We start from the raw sequence: 22,729 nt of genomic DNA, 5'->3' as shown, positions 1-22,729 counted from the left end.
CTCCTGACCCCGCCCCACCCCGACCGAGGAGGCCCCGTGCCCACCGCTTTCCCCGCCCCGCTGACCGCCGCCGACACCGTGCTGACCGGCGCCCGGGTCCGCACCCTCGACCCACGGCGCCCCTGGGCGGGCGCCGTCGCCGTCAAGGACGGCCGGATCGCGGCGGTCGGCGACGACGCCGACGTACGGGACTGGCGGGGCGCGGCCACCGAGGTCGTCGACCTGGGCGGCGCCACCCTCACCCCGGGCCTCGTCGACGGCCACAGCCACCCCGTCTGGGGCGTCGACATGTCCGACGGCACCGACCTCACCGCCGTCCGCGACCTCGGCCAGCTCCGCGCCGTCCTCGCCACCGCCGCCCGCGCCCTGCCGCCCGGCGGCTGGGTCACCGGCTGGGGCCTCGACCACAACGTCTTCGGCGACCACCCCGTCCACCGCGCCCTCGTCGAGGACGCCCTCGGCGGCGCCCCCGCCTTCCTCCGCCTCTACGACGGCCACTCCGCACTGGCCAGCGGCGCGGCGCTGGCCGCCGCCCAGGTCACAGGACCGCGCGCCTTCGCCCAGCGCGCCAGCGTCGTCTGCGACGCGGACGGCCCCACCGGCCATCTGATCGAACACGCCGCGATGGAGCTGCTGGCGGACGTCGTCCCGCTGCCCGACCCGGTACAGCGCCGCGCCCGGCTGCTCGCCTCGCTGAACGAGATGGCCGCCGCCGGACTGACCGGCGCCCATGTGATGGACATGCAGAGCCCCGGCGTCCCCGCCCTCCTCGACGCCATCGAGGCGGACGGCCACCTCCCGGTCCGCCTCCGCCTCGCCCCCTGGTGCATGCCCGGCATCGACACCGACGGCCTCGACCACCTCGTCGCCCTCCAGCGGCTGCACGGCCGCCAATGGCGGGTCGGCGGCGTGAAGTTCTTCATGGACGGCACCGTCGAGGGCGGCACCGCCTGGCTGGAGCACCCGGACTGCCACGGCGAGGGCACCGACGCCCTCTGGCCGGACCCGGCCGCCTACACCCGCGCCGTCCACCACCTCGCCCGCGCCGGGGTCCGCACCGTCACCCACGCCATCGGCGACGCCGCGGTACGCCACGCCCTCGACACCGTCGAACTCCTCGGTGACGCGGCGGGCCGCCACCGCCACCGCATCGAGCACATCGAGACCGTCCCCGCCGACCAGCTGCCGCGCTTCGCCGCGCTCGGCGTCGCCGCCTCCATGCAGCCGCTGCACACCGCCTACACCCGCGCCGACCACACCGACGCCTGGTCCCGCCGGGTCGGTGAGGAGCGCGCCGGACGCGCCTGGCGCTGCCGCGATCTGCGCGACGCCGGGGCCGTCCTCGTCCTCGGCTCCGACTGGCCGATCGCCCACCACGACCCGCGCGCCACCCTCGCCACCGCCCGGCTGCGCCGCCCCGCGGGCGCCCCCGGCACCGCGCCCGTCACCCCCGAACAGGCCCTGACCGGCCTGATGGCGCTGGAGGGCTGCACCACCCACGCGGCGCTCGCCGTCGGCGAGGAGCACGAGGCGGGCCGTATCGTCCCCGGCCACCGCGCCGACCTCACCGCGCTCGCCGTCGACCCGGTCACCGCGCCCGCCGACGACGTCGCCGTGGCCCCCGTCCGGCTGACGATGTCCGGCGGCCGCATCACCCACCGCGGCTGACCGCGGACGGGGCCGGGGCACACCGCCCCGGCCCCGTCCCGGATCCTCAGACCCGCGCCAGTTCCCGTTCCCGTCCCACCGCGTGCCGCGCCAGGTGGTGCGGCAGCGTCCCGTACCAGAGGAAGGCCACCGCGAAGCCGAAGAGCAGGCACAGGGCGCCGCCGCAGGCGTCCAGCCAGAAGTGGTTGGCGGTGGAGACGATCACCAGCAGGGTGAAGAAGGGGTAGAGCAGCGCCACCGTCTTCACCCACACCCGGCGGGCCAGCAGCGCCACCGTCAGACCGCACCACAGCGACCAGCCGATGTGCATCGACGGCATCGCCGCGTACTGGTTCGACATCGACGCGAGATTCCCGGACGCCATCGAGCCCCAGGTGTTGTGCTGGACGAGGGTGTCGACGAACCCGCCGTCGGTCATCAGCCGCGGCGGCGCCAGCGGATAGAAGTAGTAGCCGACGAGGGCGACGCCGGTGGTGGCGAAGAGCGCCAGCCGGGCGGCGGCGTACCGGCCCGGGTGCCAGCGGTAGAGCCAGACCAGCACCCCGATCGTCGCCACGAAGTGCAGCGTCGCGTAGTAGTAGTTCATCGGCACGATCAGCCAGGTCACGGCGTTCACCGCGTGGTTGACGGTGTGCTCGACGGCGATGCCGAGGGTGTGCTCGACCCGCCAGATCCAGTCGGCGTTCCGCAGCGCCTTCGCCTCCTGCTCCGGCACCGCGTTACGGATCAGCGAGTACGTCCAGTAGCTGAGCGCGATGAGCAGGATCTCGAACCACAGCCGGGGCGCGCGCGGGGCCCGCAGCCGGGTCATCCGGCTCGGACGGGGAGGGCGCTTCGCGGTCGCGCCATGCGGCGGCGGGCTGGCCGGCCGGTCGTCGACGGTCCTCACATGCGCTTCACCCATAGGCAGACAGTTTGCCAGAAAGGGGTTACCCGTCTGTCATTCCCTGGTGGGGTTGGCGACGACCTGTGTACCTCTCGGGGTGGATGTCCCGCCCCCGCCCACCGGAGGCGGAGTGGACGGTTCCGGGATCTTCGTCCGCTTTGCGGGGGATGTCGGTTCCGTGGTCGCGGTGTCGGCGGGCTCCGCGGCGGCGCCGGGCCACCCCGCCGCGTCCGCGTCCGCCGCCGTCCGGGGCGCCGACGCGGTCGAGCCCCGCACCACCAGCTCCGGGTGGAAGACGAACTCGCTGTGCGGCGCGGGCGTCCCGCCGATCTCCTCCAGCAGCGCCCGCACCGCCGCCTGGCCCATCGCCGGGACCGGCTGCCGGATGGTGGTCAGCGGCGGATCGGTGAACGCGATCAGCGGGGAGTCGTCGAACCCGACGACGGAGACCTCGCGCGGCACGTCGAGCCCCCGCTGCCGGGCCGCCCGGATCGCCCCCAGCGCCATCATGTCGCTGGCGCACACCACCGCCGTCGCCCCGCGGTCCAGCAGCGCACCGGCCGCCGCCTGCCCGCCCTCCAGGGAGTACAGCGAGTGCTCGATGCACCGCTCGGCCGCCGCCGCGTCCAGCCCCAGCTGTTCCCGGACCGCCCGGACGAACCCCTCGATCTTCCGCTGCACCGGCACGAACCGCCGCGGACCGAGCGCCAGCCCGATCCGGCGGTGGCCGAGCGCCGCGAGATGGGTGACCGCCAGATGCACCGCCGCCCGGTCGTCGGGGGAGACGAACGGCGCCCGCACCTGCGGGGAGAAGCCGTTGATCAGGACGAACGGCACGCCCTGACCGCGCAGCCGGGCGTAGCGCTGCATATCGGCGGAGGTGTCGGCGTGCAGCCCGGAGACGAAGATGATCCCGGCGACCCCGCGGTCGACCAGCATCTCCGTCAGCTCGTCCTCGGTGGAGCCGCCCGGCGTCTGCGTGGCGAGCACCGGTGTGTACCCCTGCCGCGTCAGCGCCTGCCCGATCACCTGGGCGAACGCCGGGAAGATCGGGTTCTCCAGCTCCGGGGTGATCAGCCCGACCAGGCCCGCGCTGCGCTGCCGCAGCCGTACCGGACGTTCGTAGCCGAGGACGTCGAGGGCGGCCAGCACCGATTGGCGGGTGGTCGCGGAGACGCCCGGTTTACCGTTGAGCACCCGGCTGACGGTGGCCTCGCTGACACCCGCCTGCGCTGCGATATCGGCCAGCCGGGCGGTCATGCCAGGGACTTTACCTTTCGCCCCTCAGATTGCCCACCAGGCGCAGCTGTCCCCCGGGAGCACCGCCGACGCACCCCGGGCGGGCAGCGGCGCGCTCGCCAGCAGCAGCTTCCCGGGCGCCTCCAACGCGACGTCCCCGCCGGTGGTGTTGACGGTGCACACCAGCCCGGGACGGGCGAACGCCAGTACCCCGTCGGGCGCCTCGCGCCAGGTCATCCCGCCGTCGCCCAGCCCCGGCAGCGACCGCCGCAGCGCCAGCGCCGCCCGGTACAGCTCCAGCGTGGAATCCACGTCACCGGTCTGCGCCGCGACCGACAGACCGCCCCACGCGGCCGGTTGCGGCAGCCAGCTCCCGCCGTCCCCGAAGCCGTACGAGGGGCCGTCGACGGTCCACGGCAGCGGCACCCGGCAGCCGTCGCGCAGCCCGTCCTGCCCGGAGGGGCCGGTGTCGGTGGCGCGGCGGCGGAGGAACGCCGGGTCCTGGCGGGCCTCGTCCGGAAGATCGGTGACCTCCGGGAGGCCCAACTCCTCGCCCTGGTAGAGGTAGACGGAGCCGGGCAGCGCCAGCATCAGCAGCGTCGCCGCCCGGGCGCGGGCCAGCGAGCCGAGGCGGGTGGCGTGCCGGACCACGTCGTGGTTGGAGAGCACCCAGGTGGTCGGGGCGCCGACGGAGGCGGTGGCGGCCAGCGACGCGTCGATGACCTCGCGCAGCGCCGCCGCCGACCAATCCGCCGTCAGGAACTGGAAGTTGAACGCCTGGTGCAGCTCGTCGGGGCGGACGTAGAGCGCCAGCCGCTCCGGGGTGGGCGCCCACGCCTCCGCGACGCCGATGCGGGCGCCGCCGTAGCTCTCCAGCAGGGTGCGCCAGGAGCGGTGGATGGCGTGGACGCCGTCCTGGTCGAAGAAGGGCAGCGACTGGTTGCCGATCAGGGTGGCCTGGCTGCCGCGGCCGATGTCCGGCAGGCCCGGCGCCTTGACCATGCCGTGCGCGACATCGATGCGGAAGCCGTCCACGCCGAGGTCGAGCCAGAACCGCAGGATCGCCGCGAACTCCGCGTGCACCTCGGGGTTGTCCCAGTTCAGATCGGGCTGTTCGGGGGCGAAGAGGTGGAGGTACCAGTCGCCGCGGTCGGTGCGGGTCCAGGCGGGGCCGCCGAACACCGATTCCCAGTCGTTGGGCGGCAGCGCGCCGTCCGCGCCGCGCCCGGGCCGGAAGAGGTAGCGCTCCCGGGCCAGCTCGGGGTCGCGGAACCACGGGTGCCGGTCGGAGGTGTGGTTCGGCACGATGTCGACGATCACCCGCAGCCCGTGGGCGTGGGCCGCGCGGATCAGCGCGTCGGCGTCCGCCAGGCTGCCGAAGAGCGGGTCGACGGCGCGGTAGTCGGCGACGTCGTACCCGCCGTCGGCCTGCGGGGAGGCGTAGAACGGCGTGAGCCAGACGGCGTCCACGCCCAGCTCCTTGAGGTACGGCAGCCGCTCGCGGACCCCGCGCAGATCGCCGATGCCGTCGCCGTCGCTGTCCGCGAACGACCGTACGTAGACCTGGTAGATGACGGCGTCGCGCCACCAGCCGGGCCCGGGGGCCGGTCCGGCGGCGCGGCGGGCGGGGCTGGGGGAGGTGAGCTGCTGGGTCATCTGCCGTCCCTGTTCGTGCGGGGAGGGCGGACGGCTTGCCGCCGGTGCGGCGCGGTGCCGCCGGGGTGCCGTGCGCCACCAGGAGGAGGTCACCTGGCACCGGAAACAACGCGCCAAGGGGCGCCGGGTGACGGCCGGTACGCCTTCTCGCCGCAGACCTTTCCAGCAACCTTGCAGAAATTTCCCGCAAGGTCTTTCGGTTTTCTTGCGGCGCTGTTACGTTCCACCACGCCATCTCAGGCAATTCCCAAAGGAGTTCACATGCGGCGTGGCATACGTGGCGTCACCGCCACCGCACTGGCGGCGGGCCTGGCCCTGACGGCGACAGCCTGCGGTGGCGGCGGCGGTGACGGCAAGGGCGACGACGGAAAGATTTCCGGCACCGTCACCTTCTGGGACACCTCCAACGACGCCGAGAAGGGCACCTACCGCAAGCTTGCGGAAGGCTTCGAGAAGGAACACCCCGGCGTCCACGTCAAGTACGTCAACGTCCCCTTCGGCGACGCCAACGCCAAGTTCAAGAACGCCGCGGGCGGCAACGCCGGTGCCCCCGACGTGATGCGCACCGAGGTCGCCTGGACCGCCGACTTCGCCCACCTCGGCTACCTCGCCCCCCTCGACGGCACCCCCGCCCTCGACAACACCGCCGACTACCTCCCGCAGGCCCTCGGCTCCACCAAGTTCGACGGCAAGACCTACTCCGCACCCCAGGTCATCGACACCCTCGGCCTCTTCTACAACAAGCAGCTGCTCAAGAAGGCCGGGGTCACCGTCCCCAAGACCTTCGACGAGCTGGCGTCCGCCGCCAAGAAGATCAAGGCGAAGACCGGCGCCACCGCCCTCTACCTGCGCGGCGACGACCCGTACTGGTTCCTGCCCTACCTCTACGGCGAGGGCGGCGACATGGTCGACGCCCGCGACAAGACCGTCGAGATCGACGACGACGCCGGAACCCGCGCCTTCGCCACCCTCAAACGCCTCGTCGACTCCAAGGCGGCCGTCACCGACGCCACCGACGGCCAGGAGAACGAACTCAAGGCCCTCAAGGACGGCGACGTCGCCATGGCCATCGACGGCCCCTGGGACATCGAGGGCGCCCGCGCCGGCAAGGCCTTCGCCGACAAGGACAACCTCGGCGTCGCCCCCGTCCCCGGCGGCAGCACGGCCCAGGGCTCCCCGCAGGGCGGCTGGAACCTCTCCGTCTACGCCGGATCCGGCAACCTCTCCACCGCCTACGCCTTCGTCAAGTACATGTCCGGCGCCGACGTCCAGCGCAGGACCACCGAACAGCTCAGCCTGCTGCCGACCCGCAAGTCCGTCTACCAGCTCCCGTCGGTCAGGAAGAACGAGATGGTGAAGTTCTTCAAGCCCGCCGTCGACGGCGCCGTCCAGCGCCCCTGGATCGCCGAGGGCAACTCCCTCTTCGAGCCGATCAAGGTCCAGATGAACAAGGTCCTGACCGGCGCCGCCACCCCCAGCCAGGCCGCCAAGGCCACCGGCGACGCCTACCGGAAGCTGCTCAAGGACTACAAGTGACCCTCGCCGCCCGCGCCCGCCGCGCGCTGGCACCCCACTGGTACGCCTGGACGATGGTGGCGCCCGTCACCGTCGTCCTGGGCGTCATCATCGGGTTCCCGCTGGTGCGCGGCGTCTACCTCTCCCTCACCGACGCCGACGAGGCCAACGTCGCCCGCGACATCGGCATGAACCACCTCCCGGCGACCTACCACTTCACCGGCCTCGACACCTACCGCGCGATCCTCACCGACCCGGTGTTCTGGGGCCGCCTGGGCTGGACCGTGGTCTGGACGGTCGCCTGCGTCGGCATCACCTACCTCATCGGGCTCGGCCTGGCGACGCTCCTCAACCGCCCGCTGCGCGGCCGCACCGCCTACCGCCTCGCCCTGATCCTGCCGTGGGCGCTGCCCGCCTTCGTCTCCGTCTTCACCTGGCGGATGCTCTTCAACGACCGCAACGGACTCCTCAACTCCGTCCTGACCGGCGGCGGCATCGGCGCGATCCCCTGGCTCAACGACCCCACCTGGGCCAAGCTCGCGGTCATCGCCGTCAACGTCTGGCTCGGCGTCCCCTTCATGCTCGTCGCCCTCCTCGGCGGCCTCCAGTCCCTCCCCGGCGAGCTGTACGAGGCGGCCGAGATGGACGGCGCCGGACCCTGGCAGCGCTTCCGGCACATCACCCTGCCGGGCCTGCGCACCGTCAGCTCCACGGTGATCCTGCTCTCCACCATCTGGACGTTCAACATGTTCCCGGTGATCTTCCTGCTCACCCGGGGCGGACCCGGCGACGCCACGGAGATCCTGGTGACCTACGCCTACCGCCTCTCCTTCGTCGACAGCCCCCGCGACTTCTCCGGCTCCGCCGCCTGGGGCGTCCTGATCCTCCTCATCCTCTGCGCCGCCGCCGTCCTCCACCGCCGCGCGCTCCGCAAGCAGGGAGAGACCTGGTGACCTCGACCGTGAACGGGACCGCGCCCGGCGCCACCACCGCGAGCGCGCCCGCCGCCCAGGCCCCCCGCCGCCGCGGTGAACGCGGCCCCCTCGCCTCCGCCGGACTCCACCTCACCCTGCTGCTCGCCGCCGTGATCGCCGTCTTCCCGCCCCTCTGGCTGCTGATCACCTCGTTCAAACCGAAGAACGACGCCTTCACCACCGCCGTCGTCTCCCACCCGACCCTCGCCAACTACCGCCACGTCCTGGGCGACACCTCGTTCCCGACCTGGTTCGGCAACTCCGTCCTCGTCGTCGCCGTCACCACCGTCGTCGGTGTCCTCCTCGCCGCCACCACCGGCTACGCGCTGAGCCGCTTCCGCTTCCCCGGGATGCGCCCGCTGCTGTGGCTGCTGCTCATCACCCAGATGTTCCCGGTGGCCGTGCTGATCGTGCCGCTCTACAACCTGATGGCGGGCCTCGGCCTCCTCAACCAGCCCGGCGGCCTGATCATCACCTACCTGACCATCGCCGTACCGTTCTGCGCCTGGATGATGAAGGGCTACTTCGACACCATCCCCGTCGAGATCGACGAGGCGGGCCGCGTCGACGGCCTCTCCCCGTTCGGCACCTTCTGGCGACTGGTCCTCCCGCTCGCCCGCCCCGGACTCGCCGTCACCGGCTTCTACACCTTCGTCACCGCCTGGGCCGAGGTCGCCTACGCCTCCGCCTTCATGACCGGCGACGAACACCTCACCCTCGCCGGGGGCCTGCAGACCTTCGTCAACCAGTACACCAACGACTGGGGCTCGATGACCGCCGCCGCCGTCCTCATCGCCGTCCCCGCCACCGCCGTCTTCGCCTTCGCCCAGCGCCACCTCGTCGCCGGACTGACCGCCGGCACCACCAAGGGATGACATGACTCAGGACCAGCCCGCCCCCGCCCCGAGCCAGGCCCCCGCCCGCCCCGACTGGTGGCGTGACGCGGTGATCTACCAGGTCTACCCCCGCAGCTTCGCCGACGCCGACGGCGACGGCATGGGCGACCTGGAAGGCATCCGCCGCCGCCTGCCGCACCTGCGCGACCTCGGCGTCGACGCCGTCTGGCTCTCCCCCTTCTACGCCTCCCCGCAGGCCGACGCCGGGTACGACGTCACCGACTACCGCGCCGTCGACCCGATGTTCGGCACCCTCGACGACGCCGACGCGGTCCTGCGCGACGCCCACACCCTGGGCCTGCGCGTCATCGTCGACCTCGTCCCCAACCACTGCTCCGACCGGCACGCCTGGTTCCGTCAGGCCGTCGAGGAGGGCCCCACCTCCCCGCTCCGCCACCGCTTCCACTTCCGCGACGGCCGCGGCGCGGACGGTGAACTCCCGCCCAACGACTGGGAATCCGTCTTCGGCGGCCCCGCCTGGACCCGCCTGCCCGACGGCCAGTGGTACCTCCACCTCTTCGCCCCCGAACAGCCCGACTTCAACTGGGAACACACCGTCGTCCGCGACGAGTTCCGCGCCGTGCTGCGCTTCTGGCTCGACCGCGGCGTCGACGGCTTCCGCATCGACGTCGCCCACGGCCTGATCAAGGCCGCCGGACTGCCGGACATCGGCCGCGGCAGTCAGGCCACCCTGATCGGCAACCAGGAACTGCCCTTCTTCGACCAGGACGGCGTCCACGAGATCTACCGCGACTGGCGCGCCCTCCTCGACGAGTACGACGGCGAGCGCATCGCCGTCGCCGAGGCATGGGCCCCCAGCCCCGCCCGCACCGCCCGCTACGTCCGCCCCGACGAACTCCACCAGGCGTTCAACTTCCACTACCTCGGCACCGCCTGGGACGCCCCCGCCCTCCGCGGGACCATCGACGCCTCCCTCGACGCGATGCGCCCCGTCGGCGCCCCCGCTACCTGGGTCCTCTCCAACCACGACGTGGTCCGCCACGCCACCCGCCTCGGCGGCACCGCCGCCCGCGCCCGCGCCGCGACCCTGCTGATGCTCGCCCTGCCCGGCTCCGCCTACCTCTACCAGGGCGAGGAACTCGGCCTCCCCGAGGTCACCGACCTCCCCGACGAGGCCCGCCAGGACCCCGCGTTCGCCCGCCGCACCGGCACCTCCGGCCAGGACGGGCTGCGCGACGGCTGCCGCGTCCCGATCCCCTGGACCGAGGACGGCCGCTCCCACGGCTTCGGCCCCGGCAGCAGCTGGCTCCCGATGCCGCCCGGGTGGGGCGCCCTCTCCGTCGCCGCCCAGACCGGCGACCCGGACTCCACCCTGGAGCTGTACCGCGCCGCCCTCGCCCTGCGCCGCACCCACCCCGGACTCGGCGCGGGCACCGACGTGACCTGGCTGGACGCCCCCGACGGCATCCTCACCTTCCGCCGCCCCGGCGGCCTCGTCTGCACCGTCAACACCACCGACACCGCCGTCCGCCTCCCCACCCCCGGCAAACCCCTGCTCTCCTCCGGCCAACTCCCCACCGCAGACGGCGAATTCATCCTCCCGCCCGACACCACCGTCTGGTGGGACGCGTGAGCGCACCCGCCTCCCGCGCCACCCCCCGCCTCGCCGACCTCGCCGCTCAGGCGCAGGTCAGCGAGGCGACCGCGAGCCGGGTCCTCAACGGCCGCGCGGGCGTCGCCGCCGCCACCCGGCAGCGCGTCCTCGCCGCCCTCGACGTCCTCGGCTACGAACGCCCCGTCCGGCTCCGGCGCCGCAGCGCCGGGCTGGTCGGGCTGGTCCTCCCCGAGCTGACCAACCCGATCTTCCCGGCGTTCGCCCAGATCATCGAGCAGTCACTGGCCGGTCACGGCTACACGCCGGTCCTCTGCACCCAGATGCCGGGCGGCTCCACCGAGGACGAACTCGTCGAGCAGCTGGAGGAACGCGGCGTCACCGGCATCGTCTTCCTCTCCGGTCTGCACGCCGACACCGGCGCCGACCCCGACCGCTACCTCCGCCTGCGCGACCGCGGCGTCCCGTACGTCCTGATCAACGGCCACCGCCCGGACATCCCCGCGCCCTCCGTCTCACCCGACGACGGCGCCGCCGCCCGGATGGCCGTCGACCACCTCGCCGCCCTCGGCCACACCCGCATCGGCCTCGCGGTCGGCCCCGCCCGCTACGTCCCCTCCCGCCGCAAGGCCGAGGGGTTCACGGCAGCCCTGACGGACCGCTTCGCCCTGCCGCCCGCGGACGCCGAACGCCGCATCTGCCACACCCTGTTCAGCGTCGAGGGCGGCCACGCGGCGGCCGACGCCCTCCTCGACGACGGCTGTACGGGCCTGGTCTGCGGCAGCGACCTGATGGCCCTCGGCGCCGTCCGCGCCGCCCGCCAACGCGGTCTCGCCGTCCCCGACGCGATCTCCGTCGTCGGCTTCGACGACTCCCCACTGATCGCCTTCACCGACCCACCCCTGACCACGGTCCGCCAACCCGTCCAGGCCATGGCGGCAGCCGCCGTCGACACCCTCATAGAGGAGATCCAGGGCCACCCCGTCCGCCACACGGAATTCATCTTCCAGCCGGAACTGGTGGTACGGGGGTCGACGGGGGCGTTACGGGGGTGAGGGCCTAGCGCCGGGTGGCCGCGTACGAGACGAAGGCGCTCCAGCTCGCTGCGGTGACAGCGAGATGGGGGCCGTCCTTGTCCTTGGAGTCACGGATGTGGATGGTGGTGGGGGAGGGGGCGATCTCGATGCAGTCGCCGTCCCCGCCGCTGCTGTAGCTGCTCTTGAACCACGCCAGTTCGGTGGTGTTCATAGTGCTCCTTGCATCCGCTGCAACAGGCCCAGCGAGTCTTCGGGGGAGAGAGCCTGTGAACGCATCCTGGCATATCGCATATGAAGCACGCTGATCTCCTTGGGATCGGAGATGAGGAGCCCGCTGCGTTGCCCTTCGCAGTACCCGAACCACTTGTTGGACGGGGTCTCCGCCAACTGCATCGGGACGTCCAACCCAGCATGCCTTTCACGGACTTGCGCCATGATCTGCACTTCGACGTTCCTTGCCGAGGTCAGCTCCAGAATGTGATCGATGAGCTCCCGGGTCACGTCAGTTCCGCCGACGTGACGCAGAAAGAGGTGCTCTTCCAGGATGAAGCTGTACGCAGTGTTCGGGCGCTGTCTCAGCAGGCGCTGCCGGTCCATCCGAGCCGCCAGCTGGTTGACGATCTGCTCATCGTCCAGGGGCGGAAGCTGATTGACGAACAAGGACCGTGTGTACGCCTCCGTCTGCAACAAGCCCGGGATCAACCGGCACTCGTACGTATACAGACTCACGGCCTCCTCCTCCAGATCCGCCCACTGACGGAACCAGGACGCGAGGCCGGGCTTCCGGGCGAGATGCCGAGCCATCGCCCGCAGCACACCGAACGCGTCGAGCATTTCCTCCGCCCGCTTGACGAAATCCGGCGGAGGCAGGCGCCGCCCCTGCTCGATCGACGCCACCATCTGGACCGAGAACCCCACCAGCGGCGCCAACTGTTCCTGCGTGACCCGGACCGTTCCCGGAATGTCTTGACGGCGGTGCCGAATGCCTTGAGGCTGTCCGTGGACTCCGGCTCACTGCCGCCCGTGTTCCCTGCCGTTCCGGCACCTCCGCTGTGTGCGCACCCCTCCAGCCAACTCGGCCATGCTCACGGTCGGTTACCCGCACTGTCCACTCTCCGCGCTCGTACGCTGACCGAGCGTACAAGCGCAGTTGCTGGTCAACGCATCGACCAGGCGGCCAGCTTGGGCATATGCAAACCTCACAGGCCACCCTCGCGGCCCCCACCCCCGTTACCGCGCGTGTGTTCGCACAGCGCTTCAGTGCCACCCGACGGGGCGCCCGCCTTGCCCGTCGGCTGGCCATCGCCCAACTCGACACCTGGGGCACCCCGTACGGGTCCGAACGCTCCGACACCGTCGCCCTGCTCGTCGCCGAACTCGCCGCCAACGCCGTCCTCCACGGCCGCGTCCCGGGCCGCGGCTTCGAGCTCCGGCTCACCCTCGTAGCCGGTCCCGACGGGTGCGACCGGCTCCGCATCGAGGTCGCCGACACCCGCACCGAGGCCCGGCTCCCGGGCCCGGACGACCTCCGCCCACCCGCACCCGACGCCGAATCGGGCCGCGGCCTCCTCGTCGACGCCCTCGCCGACCACTGGGAGGTCACCGACCGCCTCGGCGTCGGCAAGATCGTCCGTGCCGAGGTGACGTGGTGATCTCCAACAATGCGATAACCCGCCCGCAGGGCGTGCCGTTGGACAGGTCCGGTGCCGCGAATACGGCACTAAGTCCAGTACGGCGTAAGGGAGTTCCGTGACGAGGGCGATGGGCGACACCGGGCGGGTGTCGGTCTTTCCGCTGCTGCACATGTGGGCGGACATGTTCGGTGTGGCGGCGTACGCGACGACCGGGCACTTCGGCGACACGGCCGTCGTCGGGTATCTGCCGCTGCCGGAAGTCCCGGACGCGTACCTGACGGACATCGCCGCGCGCCATGCGGCGCAGCCGACGGAGCGGGTGCTCTGCCTGGGCTGGAGCAGCCGGGTCGTCCCCAAACCGGGCGGCCTCGACCTCCGCGAGGCGACCTGGTCCCTGGCCGTGGACGGCACCAGCGAACCGGCCAAGCCCGTCTACGGCCACAGCAAACTGGTGGTGGGCCGCCTCTCCCTCACGGACCCGGAGGCCCCCGGCGACTCCGTGACGTACACCCGCCGCCTCGCCCGGGAGGTCCTGGCGAGCCGGGTGGTGGCCTAACCTCCGCTTCCGTACGTGACCGGAAGCGGACAGGCGCACCGCCGTCGGTGTCGGCGTTGACATGCTGCCCGGTGCTACGGCACGGGGAGGATACGATGACGTGGCTCTGGGGACGGTTGACATGCGGCTGGGTGCTGGCCTCCGCCGCCCTGCGCCTCTACTGGGCGCTGGGGCAACAGCAGGGGACTGGCCGCCTCGGCCGGGCCGCTCGCCGCGGAACGGCCCGGCTGGTTTGTGGTGCTGGTCCTGTGGGGCGTCGGCGCCCTGTGCTTGATTGGCGCCGCGATGGCCTGGCGAGTCGCCGTCCTCCGAGGACCGGGAACGGAGGGCCGCCTGCTCAACGCCCTGGCCTGGTGCGTCTGCGCCGTCCTGCTGGTGCGTGGCGCGGTCCTCCAGCTCTTGCTGCTGACCGGCGTGGCAGGCCCTGCGATCCAGGTCGGCTCGGACCAACGCTGGTGGGCCCTGGTCCTCCGGAGCCCCTGGTTGCTCCTCGGCGGCATTCTCTACGGCCTGGCCGCGTGGAACTTCGGGCTCGGAGCCAGACAGGGGGGCCTGATGGGCGGTGATCCCGGATGGCGAGGGACCGCACCGTTCGGAGCGACGGGCAGCGTCAGGTCAACTCGGAGACAAACTTCTGTGCTGAGCGAGTCCAAGGGTGTTCCGGCCCCAGCGTGGTCAGGCGCCCTTCCGCGACGCCGGTGGCGTGTTCTAGGGCCTCTGCCTTGTGACCGGCGTCGGCGAGAGCCTTGCTCAGTAGGAACCGGGTCGACAGGGTGACCGAATGGAGGGCTCCCATGGACCATTCATGTGCGGCGTACACCTCACGGGCGCGGTCGAGGGCTTCGGGAAACCGCCCTGCCTCCCTCAGTGTGGAGGCGTGAGTGAACTCAGCGCCGAGCAAGATCGGGTGGCCTTCCTCAAGCTCGCGGCGGCAGTCCTCGACAAGCTGTCGGCCGTCCGCCTCGTTCTGTGTCATCGACACCAGGTCGGCCCTTGCCTTCAGCGCCAGCGGATGGCTGGCGCCCATCACCTCTGTGTAGCCCCGGATCACCCGTTCGAATTGTTTCTTGGCCTCTTGCTGCTCTCCCAATTGCCAGAGCGCCAATGCCAGCAGCAGGCGGCAGTTCAAGGTTTCCAGCCCTTCGGGCCCGTCGGCGCGCACACTCTCGTCGAGGAGCGGTCGGCATGCGGCCCTTGCCTCGTCGAACTTCCCCATCCGGTAAAGGGCCTTCACCCTGCGTGCGCGTAGCCGCAACATCACCCGCCGGTCCGGGGCCAGGCGCGGCCCGACGAGTTCCAGGATTTCCTCGGCCACGGTCAATGCCGGGGCGTACTCACCTGCGCGATGCAGTGCGATCACCAGCAGCAGCGCTGCCTCCGTCGCCCGCTCCACCGCGTCCCGGTCGAGCGCGGATTCGGCCACTGCGCGACGCACCAGAGCCACCACATGCGGCGCCACGAGGCTGACACGTGGGTCCCCCGAACGGCGCTGAGGGTCGTCGGGGAGGAATTTCAGCAATTGCTCTGTCGCCGCGGTGAGCAACCGTGGCCGGTCCGACGCTGGAATGTCCCGCCAAACACTGTTCAGCAGCACACGATGAGTCCCGAGGCGCCGCTCGGAGCCGGAAACGACTTCGGTCAAGGAGTGGTCGAGCAGGCCGCGCAGAGCCAACTCGACTCGATGGCGCGGCAGTTCCTCCTCTACCTCCAACCCTGACAGCAGAGACAGCGGCAAGGGGTCCCCGGACCAGCACGCCAGGACCCGCAGTAGTGTCACGGCCTCCGGCAGTCCCTGCCGCAGCAGGGCGTTGAGAGAGAACTGCCAAGTGCTGCTTACCAGGTGACGGGATCCCTCCTCCTCGCCGGATAGCGCTCCCTGATCGAGCAACTCGATCGGATCGAGCCCCTGGCCGCCCCCGAGATTGCGCCCGTAGTCGGCCATGCTCCACGGATCGATGATCTGGTGCGCGAGGAAGCCACCTGCCAGAGTCAGGGCCAACGGAAGACGCCCCAGATGCTCGGCCACGGCCTCCGCCTCCTCGACGGTGCCCGCAGTCGGTGCGAGATCACACAGCACCTGAGCGGCCGCCTCCCGCGGGAGCACGCCGACCTGCAGCAACTCTGCACCGGGCCACCAGTGGCGGGCTGCCTGCCGGGTGGTGACGAGCAGCACGCCGCGGGGGCTCGTACGGAGCCAGCCGCCGTTCCGCAGGACGGAGGGGGCGTCAGCGTTGTCGAGGACGAGCATCCACGGCTCCGGCGAGTGGTCGAGGCGATCCCACACCAGGTCCGCCGCGGCACGAAGGCCACTGCGCGCCGCGGTCAGCTCACCCTCGTTGGCGCCGCGGTCGGCCGCGACTGCGAGCATCCCTGCCCGTAAGGAGGCCGTGTCGGAGGCGTTCACCCACAGGCCGATCCGGCTGGCCTCCTCAGTCGCGTGCCGGAACAGGCTGTGGGCGACGGCGGTCTTCCCGCAGCCACCGAGGCCGTGCAGCACGAGTACCTGGTTGCCGTTACCCGGAGCGACGGCGGAACGCAGCCGCTCCATGAGTTCGGTGCGGCCACGCAGCACAGCAGGAGCACGACCCATAGACGGCCAGCGGATCGAATCCAGACCCTGCCAGGTATCGGACCGCTCGGCGGCGTAGTGGTGGTTCTCGACGATGTGCTGGTCGCCGGATGCCTGATAGACCCGCCCCTGCCCCTCGGCTCGCGCATCGTTCTTGTCGTCCATCGGTGCCCCCTCAGCTCCCCAAAGATCTCTTTGCGGCGAAGTGTTCAGGTTAGAACAGGGCGGTGACCGGAGTGCCGGAACTCTGTGCTTCCTCCGGAGGCCACCCCGCCCCGACATGCACCCGCCCGCCGCCCCGGCGATCCTGGGAGGAGCGCATTTCCCGAGGGGCCGGGCGCGGGACGCGGGTCGGCCGCCGCAGCCGAGGAGGCGGGCGCATGGGACACCACCATCACAAGCCGAACAAGGCGGTCGAGGGCGACCCGGACAACGGCCACGGGCGCGGGATGCCGCGGCGCCCCGACGGGCGGGAGGCCCAGCGGCGCACCGAGGAGGACCGCCGGGAGGCGGGACTGCCCGACGGCGCGGGCAAGGACGACGCGACCCGGTACGCGGAGGAACGGGCTGAGGTGGAACGCGAGGCCGACAGCGGCACCATGCCCCGCAGCGTCGCTCCACGGAAGCAGCGGAACCCCTACCCACCCTCCGACTACGAAGAGTGAGTCGAACTACGAGGACTGAGTCCGAATACCAGGAGTGGGCGCGGGGCGTCCGCAGTACGGGTGGGCCGGAGCCACGGGCGCGCCGGACGCACGCCCGGCCGGACCGGAGACCAGACGTCCGTGCAGGTCAGGCACCCGTACAGGTCAGGCGCCCGTACAGATCAGACGTCCGTGCAGGTCAGAGGTACGGAGCTGGAATGAGTCAGGAACCCGAACCGATCAGCGCCGCCGAGCGCCGTGCGCTCGAACGGGACCGCGACGCGCTGCGCGCCGCCCGCGCGGCCGATGCCCCGGCGCCGCAGGACTCCGGCCAGGCGGGCGACCGCGGCGACGCCGCCGACCAGTCGGAACGCGTCGACGAGGCCACCCACATCGAGGTCCACCTCGACGCGATCGACCGCCGCCTCCACGAGGGCGAGCGCGCGGGTGTGCCGTCCGTCGACGCGGTCGGCATGGGCAGCACCGTCACCGTGCGTTACCCGGACGGCGACCGGGCCACGCTCCACCTCGCCCGCCTGGCGTCGGACCGCGACCCGACCCTCGTCACCGCCGACAGCCCCCTCGGCCACGCCCTCCTCGGCCACGAGGCGGGCGACCGCGTCGAGTACGCCACCCCCGACGGCCGGGAGACCGTCCACCTGCTGTCGGTCGGCGAACCCGGCCCGGAGAACGGACGGTAGCGGCCCCGCGAGCGGGGCAGCCGGTGCCGGTCGCGCGACGGGATGCCGCCGGGGGGCGGAGATGCCCATGCTCGGGCCCGTGATCCTGCTGAGCGCCCCCCGGGTGAGCGGCATCCCGGTGCGTGACTGCGGCGAACCCCTCGCGGAGCTCGCCGCGGACCCGGCGGTGGCGCTGAGCCACCGGGAACGCGACCCGGCGGGGGCGTACGGCCGGGCCCGTACCGGTGTGCTGCGGCGGCTGCGCCAGGCGTCGCGGAGCCTGCCCGACGGCATCGGGTTCCTCGTCGTGGAGGGCCACCGCAGCGCCGCCGAGCAGGCGCGGCGGTCCGCCCGCCACGAGGACCGGCTGCGCCGCTCCGGCCTCGCCGACCCCGCCGAGCTGCGGCGCCGGACCAGCGCCTCCGTCGCGCCGGTCGAGGTGGCGCCGCACTGCGCCGGTGCGGCCCGCGCTCACCGCCGCCTCCTGGCCTGCGCCCTGCGCGGCGCCGGTTTCGTCAACTACCCCACGGAGTGGTGGCACTGGTCGTACGGCGACCGCTACTGAGCACTGCTCAGCGCGGCCGACCACGCGGTGTACGGCCCGGTCTGACCGACCGGGGCGACGAGCTGACGGGCTGCGTCAACGGGCGGCGTTGGCGGACCGGCTCGGCCCCGCCGCCCCGGAACCGCGGGCCGCCGATGGCCGATCGCCGCGGTCTGGGGCGCCCCGGACCGCTCCAGGCGCACCCCGCTCCCTCACACCCTCAGACACTCCCGCACCGCCGTCACCAGCCGGTTCGCGCGGGCGTCGCCGTGGCCGATCATGCGGTTGGCGACGTACGCGAAGCCGACGCCGAACGCATCGTCCCCGAAGGCGAACTGACCGCCCGCGCCGTCGCCGCCGAAGCCCTTGTCCACCCCGCCCTGACACCGCTCCACCGGCCCCCGCCCCTCCGCTCCCGACGCGCGGCGCTCCACCCGCCGCCGACCGCGACACCGTACGGCGCCACCCGCCCCGGCACGAACGAATGTCCGCACGGCGGGACCGGCCCGGAAGGCCGCGAGTACAGCGTGCACGGCCACCGAAAATGGCGCCAACTCACGCCGATATGGCGGGAGTTGAGCGCAATGGCCCCCGGGCGTCAGACGCCGAACGCCGCCGGATAGTCGATCGTCCCCGACGGCACCGGCGCCTCCGGGTCCAGCGCCAGCGCCATCAACGCCTCGTCCGGTACGTCGAACGGCGCACGGATGCCGAACCGGGAGGCGGGCGCGAACCCGAACCGCGGGTAGTACGTGGCGTGCCCGAGCACCACCACCACGTTCTCGCCCCGCGCCCGGGCCGCCTCCAGCGCCGCCCGGATCGCCGCCGACCCGGCCCCCGTCCGCTGCGCCGACGGCACCACCGCACAGGGCGCGAGCGCGAGCGCCGCCCGCCCACCTACCCGGCAGCGGCTCAACAGCGCGTACCCCACCGGCGTCCCGTCCGCCGCGAGCGAGAGGAACGACAGCCCGTCGATCCACGCCCCCGGATCGGCACGCAACGCCTCCACGATCCGCGCCTCCTCAGGGGTGGAGAAGGCAGCGAGGTTGATGTCCCGGACGACGTCGACGTCGGCGGGAGTCTCGGGTCGGGTGATCCAGGTGGTCATGGCGTTCCAGGGGGAGTGGTGGTGGGTGGTGGGGGGACGGCTGCCCGGTCGGCCCGGTAGGTCCGGTCGATCCGGTCGGTCGGTTCGGCTGTTCTTGTCGTTCCCGTTGTTCCGGTCCTTCGGTTGTCCGGACGGGCGGCCTTTCCGTTGGTTCTGCGGTTCTCTCCGTTCCCGCTGTTCCGGGAGGGTCAGTCCCAGGTCATATCGATACGGTCCCCGAAATTCCGGTAACCGGCGCGCCGGAACGCGTTCGACATGGGGGCGTTGCCGAGATCGGTGGCGGCGCGGATGCGGGGCACGCCCTGCGCGGCCAGGACGCGGGTGCCCTCGGCGAGCAGGGCGTCGGCGTAGCCGCGGCCGCGGTGCGCGGGCACCACTCCGAGGTAGGCGATGATCGCGTGGTAGTCGTTCCGCGCCGGAATCACGAACCCGACCGGCTCACCCCCGGGCAGCACCGCGACCCGCCACCACTCCCGCGGGCTGCGGTAGCGCACCAACTCCTCCTCGTACTGCCGGACCGCCGCCTCCCGCGCGGACATCCGCCCCAACGCGGCCCGGCTGTGCGCATCCAACGTGCCGTCCAGCACCGCCGCCATCAGCCCCAGCAACTCCGCACGGTCGCGGGGCGGCCGGAAGACCGGCGGAGCGGACGCGCCTACGGGACCGGGGCCGCGCTCCGGGGCGTGCGGTGCGGCCGAGCCGTGCTGCGGGGTCCACTCCCACCGCAGCCGCTCGACGAACAGCCGCGCGCCGCTCCGCCCCAGCGCCGCCATACGGTTCTCCACGGCGCGCCGCTCCGCCGGATCCACCCGCCAGCCGGGCGGGAGAAACCGCAGATACTCGGGGTGCACACCCTCCGGCAGCACGGCGGACGACGCGGCGCGCAGCAGCCGCACCCCCGCGTCGAACGGATCGGGGCCCGCGACGGTCGCCCCGGAGCCGCCGGACGCGGCACCCGCGTCGTCATCGAGATCGAAGACGTCCAGCAGCGCCGGGACGTCATCACCCGGCCACGACCACCAGGCCACCCGCGCCAGCACCCGGTCACCGTGGAGCGCCACCCACATCCACGACGGCTTCCGGCGCCCCTCCGCGAGGTCGACGGCCAACTCGTCGTCCAGGGCATACGGGAGGCGGCGGAAGAGACTCAACTCCTCGGGCCCGCGAAGGGCGCGCAGCACGAGGCCGTCCGCCTCGGCCGCGCCACCTGGAACGGCCTCGGGGGAACTCTCCGCCGGGGCGGTGGAGTCGGGGGCGTGGTCCGGGTTGTTCAGGGGGAAGCTCCGGTGGTTGCTCGGGTCGGGGGCCGGGCGCGGACGGTCGTTCGCGCGGCGGTGGTTCTCCTGTGGGGTCACGGCGCACTCCTACGGGGCGCCCGCCCCCTCCGGGATCAGCGGGATTCCGTGTCCCGGGAGGACGCGGGCGCGGTCACAGCGGTGGTCATGCCTGCCTCCTCCTTCCGATGTCGTGGCCGTCGGCCACGCCTGCGGGCGGGCCGAGGACCCACCTTTCCGACCCGGAACGCCGACCGCAAACGGTTTTCCGGGGACGGACGCGTACGGCGGAACGGGACGAGCCGCGGGACGCCCCCGGGCCATCGCTCACGGAGGGCCCGTCCGGGCGGGGAGGCGCGGCACCGGCGGCGGGCCGGGGCGGCCGAAGCGGCGGGGCAGACCGGGGTGCGGCCGGGGCGGCCGCGGAGCGGGCACCCGCGCCGACCTGTGGAATCGATCACGGCCCCTGCCCACGCGTCACCGGGCCCTTTACCCTCCTTTGCACGGGCCGCACGGCGCGGCCGGGTTGCCTGCCCGGTCGGCTCCCCGCCCGACCGATGTCTGTCCCGCGTGAGGAGAATCGCCCGTGATCAACGCCCCCACCGGACATGAGAGCCCCCGTCGGAGCAGCCGCGAGAGCTACTACGAGCGCACGGACGAGCACCACTACAAGCCGACCCCGCACGCACAGGGCGCCTGGAGCCTCGACGAGCAGCACTTCGGGCCGGTCTCCGGACTCCTCGCGCACGTCCTCGACCGCCACCTCACCGAGCGCCCCGGAACCGGGCTGGCCATGGCCCGGATCAGCTACGACATCCTCGGGCGCATCGCCTTCGAGGAGTGCGAGGTCACCGTGGAGACGATCCGGCCCGGCCGGACCATCGAACTCCTCGAAGCCGTCCTGCGGATCGGCGACCGCCCCGTCGTCCGCGCCCGCGCTTGGCTCCTCGCCTCGCTCGACACCACCGCCGTCACCGACACCCCCTTCGAGCCCCTGCCGCACCCCGACACCCTCGCCCCGTGGACCATGGGCGACACCTGGGGCGGCGGCTACATCGCCTCCCTCGACGCCCGCCGGGTCCCGTCGCAGCGCAAGGGCCGTAACCAGGCGTGGATCTCGTCCACCGTCGATCTGGTCGCCGGTGAACCGCGCAGCGAACTCGCCTCCTACCTCACGCTCGTGGACACCGCCAACGGCATCGCCGTCCAGCAGGACCCCACCGCGTGGATGTTCCCCAACGTGGACCTCACCATCCACCTGCACCGCACACCCCGGGGCCCCTGGACCGGCCTGGACACCAGCGTCACCTTCGGCCCCACCGGCCAGGGCGTCACCAGCAGCGTCCTGCACGACCTCCACGGTCCCGTGGGGCACGCGGAACAGATCCTCACCGTCCGGCCCATGCCCGTCGGCTGACCCCGGAGGCGCGTCGGGCCGGTCAGGGGCGGCTGCCCGCCCGGCCTTACGGGTCCCTCCGGACCGGTGGTCGGAGAGTCGGAGAGGCGGGTGGCGGGGGAGAGGTGCCGGAGGCGGTGACGTGGAGGAGGCGCCGCGAGATTCGGTCGGCGTACGGCGGTGGCGAGGGGGTCCGGGCGGTCCGCCGCGGACCGGATGCGGGTGCCCGTACCTCGCCCCTCGGCCGTTACGCCCGTCCGCTCAGCTCGGCTCCACGGGCTGTTCGAGGAGTTCGGCCGGTCCGTCGAAGCCGCAGCGCCGGTACAGCGGTGCGCTCCCCTCGGACGGCCACACGATCAACGTGTCCAGGCGGTGGGACCGGGCGTAGCGGTTCACCTCGTCGAGGAGGGCCCGGCCCAGGCCACGGTTGCGCTGCTCCGGGGTGACGTAGAAGTTCGTCACGTAACCGCGAGCCAGGCGCGCCACGGCCCGGCGAGCCGGGTACGGAGCCACTCCCCGCACTCGGCGAGGAACCGCTCCTCGCCCTGCGGGACATCACCATCCGGTGGGACATCGCCACCCCATGGGACATCGCCACCCTGCGGGACGTCGCCATCCGGCGGGGCGCCGTCGCCGTCCTCCTCCACCTTGAACCGCCGACGCAAGGCCGCCAGCACAGGCGCGTCGCCGGGCTCCGCCCGACGGATCACCACGTCACTCATGGCCGCACTCTCGCAGGACGGGCGGCGGGAGCGAAATCCTCCCCGGGGGCCCTCCCCCCCCGCGAGCCAGGCGCGCCACGGCCCGGCGAGCCGGGTACGGAGCCACTCCCCGCACTCGGCGAGGAACCGCTCCTCGCCCTGCGGGACATCACCATCCG

At 72.6% G+C, this 22,729-nt stretch carries 21 protein-coding genes and 3 pseudogenes; 13 read left to right on the top strand and 11 right to left on the bottom strand.

What is annotated here, in order from left to right; translation table 11 throughout:
* Positions 1 to 60 precede the first annotated feature (60 nt).
* The gene (locus tag IF23_RS0129960) at positions 61 to 1,668 is read left to right on the top strand and encodes an amidohydrolase (RefSeq protein WP_030289290.1); all 1,608 of its coding nucleotides are present in this window, start codon (positions 61 to 63) and stop codon (positions 1,666 to 1,668) included.
* Positions 1,669 to 1,714: 46 nt separating this feature from the next.
* Here the strand turns inward: IF23_RS0129960 and IF23_RS0129955 are convergent, their stop codons facing one another.
* From IF23_RS0129955 to IF23_RS0129945, 3 genes are read right to left on the bottom strand one after another with little or no spacing between them, the layout of a single operon-like run.
* Positions 1,715 to 2,572: a phosphatase PAP2 family protein gene (locus tag IF23_RS0129955; RefSeq protein ID WP_030289288.1), complete on the bottom strand. Its 858-nt coding sequence runs from the start codon at positions 2,570 to 2,572 to the stop codon at positions 1,715 to 1,717.
* Positions 2,573 to 2,608: 36 nt separating this feature from the next.
* Positions 2,609 to 3,814 (bottom strand): LacI family DNA-binding transcriptional regulator, encoded by a 1,206-nt coding sequence (locus IF23_RS0129950; protein WP_245655164.1) that lies wholly within the window; start codon positions 3,812 to 3,814, stop codon positions 2,609 to 2,611.
* Positions 3,815 to 3,838: 24 nt separating this feature from the next.
* On the bottom strand, positions 3,839 to 5,449 hold the full coding sequence (locus IF23_RS0129945) for a glycoside hydrolase family 13 protein (protein ID WP_030289284.1): 1,611 nt from the start codon (positions 5,447 to 5,449) through the stop codon (positions 3,839 to 3,841).
* A gap of 261 nt (positions 5,450 to 5,710) precedes the next feature.
* Here IF23_RS0129945 and IF23_RS0129940 point away from each other — a divergent pair, with 261 nt between their 5' ends.
* The 5 genes from IF23_RS0129940 to IF23_RS0129920 are packed head-to-tail and all read left to right on the top strand — an operon-like array spanning position 5,711 to position 11,462.
* Positions 5,711 to 6,985, top strand: a complete 1,275-nt coding sequence (locus IF23_RS0129940) for an extracellular solute-binding protein (protein WP_030289282.1) — start codon at positions 5,711 to 5,713, stop codon at positions 6,983 to 6,985.
* Positions 6,982 to 7,917, top strand: coding sequence for a carbohydrate ABC transporter permease (locus IF23_RS0129935; RefSeq protein ID WP_030289280.1), 936 nt, complete (start codon positions 6,982 to 6,984; stop codon positions 7,915 to 7,917). The genes IF23_RS0129940 and IF23_RS0129935 overlap by 4 nt, the downstream gene beginning before the upstream one ends.
* Before the next feature lie 8 nt (positions 7,918 to 7,925).
* Positions 7,926 to 8,813 (top strand): sugar ABC transporter permease, encoded by an 888-nt coding sequence (locus IF23_RS0129930; RefSeq protein ID WP_030289278.1) that lies wholly within the window; start codon positions 7,926 to 7,928, stop codon positions 8,811 to 8,813.
* A 1-nt stretch (position 8,814) separates the two neighbouring features.
* Positions 8,815 to 10,428, top strand: a complete 1,614-nt coding sequence (locus tag IF23_RS0129925; protein ID WP_030289276.1) for a glycoside hydrolase family 13 protein — start codon at positions 8,815 to 8,817, stop codon at positions 10,426 to 10,428.
* On the top strand, positions 10,425 to 11,462 hold the full coding sequence (locus IF23_RS0129920; protein WP_078654360.1) for a LacI family DNA-binding transcriptional regulator: 1,038 nt from the start codon (positions 10,425 to 10,427) through the stop codon (positions 11,460 to 11,462). Before IF23_RS0129925 ends, IF23_RS0129920 begins: the two co-directional genes overlap by 4 nt.
* 4 nt (positions 11,463 to 11,466) lie before the next feature.
* Here the strand turns inward: IF23_RS0129920 and IF23_RS0129915 are convergent, their stop codons facing one another.
* Positions 11,467 to 11,655: a DUF397 domain-containing protein gene (locus IF23_RS0129915; protein WP_030289271.1), complete on the bottom strand. Its 189-nt coding sequence runs from the start codon at positions 11,653 to 11,655 to the stop codon at positions 11,467 to 11,469.
* Positions 11,652 to 12,514: pseudogene (locus IF23_RS31740) on the bottom strand (helix-turn-helix domain-containing protein). The gene IF23_RS0129915 and the pseudogene IF23_RS31740 overlap by 4 nt, the downstream one beginning before the upstream one ends.
* A gap of 120 nt (positions 12,515 to 12,634) precedes the next feature.
* Here IF23_RS31740 and IF23_RS0129905 point away from each other — a divergent pair.
* From IF23_RS0129905 to IF23_RS35705, 3 genes and pseudogenes are all read left to right on the top strand, one after another.
* Positions 12,635 to 13,096: an ATP-binding protein gene (locus IF23_RS0129905; RefSeq protein ID WP_037680276.1), complete on the top strand. Its 462-nt coding sequence runs from the start codon at positions 12,635 to 12,637 to the stop codon at positions 13,094 to 13,096.
* A gap of 97 nt (positions 13,097 to 13,193) precedes the next feature.
* Positions 13,194 to 13,634 carry a hypothetical protein gene (locus tag IF23_RS0129900; protein ID WP_157848109.1) on the top strand — a complete coding sequence of 147 codons (441 nt, stop codon included), beginning with the start codon at positions 13,194 to 13,196 and terminating at the stop codon, positions 13,632 to 13,634.
* 171 nt (positions 13,635 to 13,805) lie between these two features.
* Positions 13,806 to 14,126, top strand: a pseudogene (locus IF23_RS35705) (DUF3995 domain-containing protein); the annotation flags it as partial.
* A 118-nt stretch (positions 14,127 to 14,244) separates the two neighbouring features.
* Here the strand turns inward: IF23_RS35705 and IF23_RS0129895 are convergent.
* The gene (locus IF23_RS0129895; protein ID WP_030289264.1) at positions 14,245 to 16,368 is read right to left on the bottom strand and encodes a tetratricopeptide repeat protein; all 2,124 of its coding nucleotides are present in this window, start codon (positions 16,366 to 16,368) and stop codon (positions 14,245 to 14,247) included.
* 215 nt (positions 16,369 to 16,583) lie between these two features.
* On the opposite strand from IF23_RS0129895, the gene IF23_RS0129890 reads away from it, so the two are divergent.
* The 3 genes from IF23_RS0129890 (at position 16,584) to IF23_RS31735 (ending at position 18,092) form a co-directional block, all read left to right on the top strand.
* Positions 16,584 to 16,868, top strand: coding sequence for a hypothetical protein (locus IF23_RS0129890; protein ID WP_030289262.1), 285 nt, complete (start codon positions 16,584 to 16,586; stop codon positions 16,866 to 16,868).
* A gap of 197 nt (positions 16,869 to 17,065) precedes the next feature.
* Positions 17,066 to 17,548: a GreA/GreB family elongation factor gene (locus tag IF23_RS0129885; protein ID WP_030289260.1), complete on the top strand. Its 483-nt coding sequence runs from the start codon at positions 17,066 to 17,068 to the stop codon at positions 17,546 to 17,548.
* 67 nt (positions 17,549 to 17,615) lie between these two features.
* Positions 17,616 to 18,092, top strand: a complete 477-nt coding sequence (locus IF23_RS31735; RefSeq protein WP_051739992.1) for a M15 family metallopeptidase — start codon at positions 17,616 to 17,618, stop codon at positions 18,090 to 18,092.
* 191 nt (positions 18,093 to 18,283) lie between these two features.
* Here IF23_RS31735 and IF23_RS33265 read toward each other — a convergent pair.
* From IF23_RS33265 to IF23_RS0129865, 3 genes and pseudogenes are all read right to left on the bottom strand, one after another.
* Positions 18,284 to 18,439: pseudogene (locus tag IF23_RS33265) on the bottom strand (carboxylesterase); the annotation flags it as partial.
* A gap of 230 nt (positions 18,440 to 18,669) precedes the next feature.
* Entirely contained in the window at positions 18,670 to 19,179 is a 510-nt protein-coding gene (locus tag IF23_RS0129870; RefSeq protein WP_030289258.1) for a GNAT family N-acetyltransferase, read from the bottom strand.
* 188 nt (positions 19,180 to 19,367) lie between these two features.
* A complete protein-coding gene (locus IF23_RS0129865; protein WP_030289255.1) occupies positions 19,368 to 20,357 on the bottom strand; it encodes a GNAT family N-acetyltransferase in 990 nt (329 codons plus the stop codon).
* Positions 20,358 to 21,042: 685 nt separating this feature from the next.
* On the opposite strand from IF23_RS0129865, the gene IF23_RS0129860 reads away from it, so the two are divergent.
* On the top strand, positions 21,043 to 21,870 hold the full coding sequence (locus IF23_RS0129860; protein WP_030289254.1) for a thioesterase family protein: 828 nt from the start codon (positions 21,043 to 21,045) through the stop codon (positions 21,868 to 21,870).
* Positions 21,871 to 22,110: 240 nt separating this feature from the next.
* Here IF23_RS0129860 and IF23_RS35275 read toward each other — a convergent pair whose 3' ends face one another.
* Together IF23_RS35275 and IF23_RS35270 are read right to left on the bottom strand one after the other, a co-directional pair.
* Complete coding sequence (locus IF23_RS35275; RefSeq protein WP_245655162.1) at positions 22,111 to 22,311, bottom strand: GNAT family N-acetyltransferase; 201 nt, start codon at positions 22,309 to 22,311, stop codon at positions 22,111 to 22,113.
* Entirely contained in the window at positions 22,308 to 22,571 is a 264-nt protein-coding gene (locus tag IF23_RS35270) for a hypothetical protein (RefSeq protein WP_245655161.1), read from the bottom strand. Before IF23_RS35270 ends, IF23_RS35275 begins: the two co-directional genes overlap by 4 nt.
* Positions 22,572 to 22,729: the final 158 nt, after the last annotated feature.

The organism is Streptomyces catenulae, from assembly GCF_000718015.1.
GTDB lineage: Bacteria > Actinomycetota > Actinomycetes > Streptomycetales > Streptomycetaceae > Streptomyces > Streptomyces catenulae.
The sequence above is the reverse complement of the archived record's forward strand: the minus strand, read 5'-3'. Positions and strand labels throughout refer to the sequence as shown.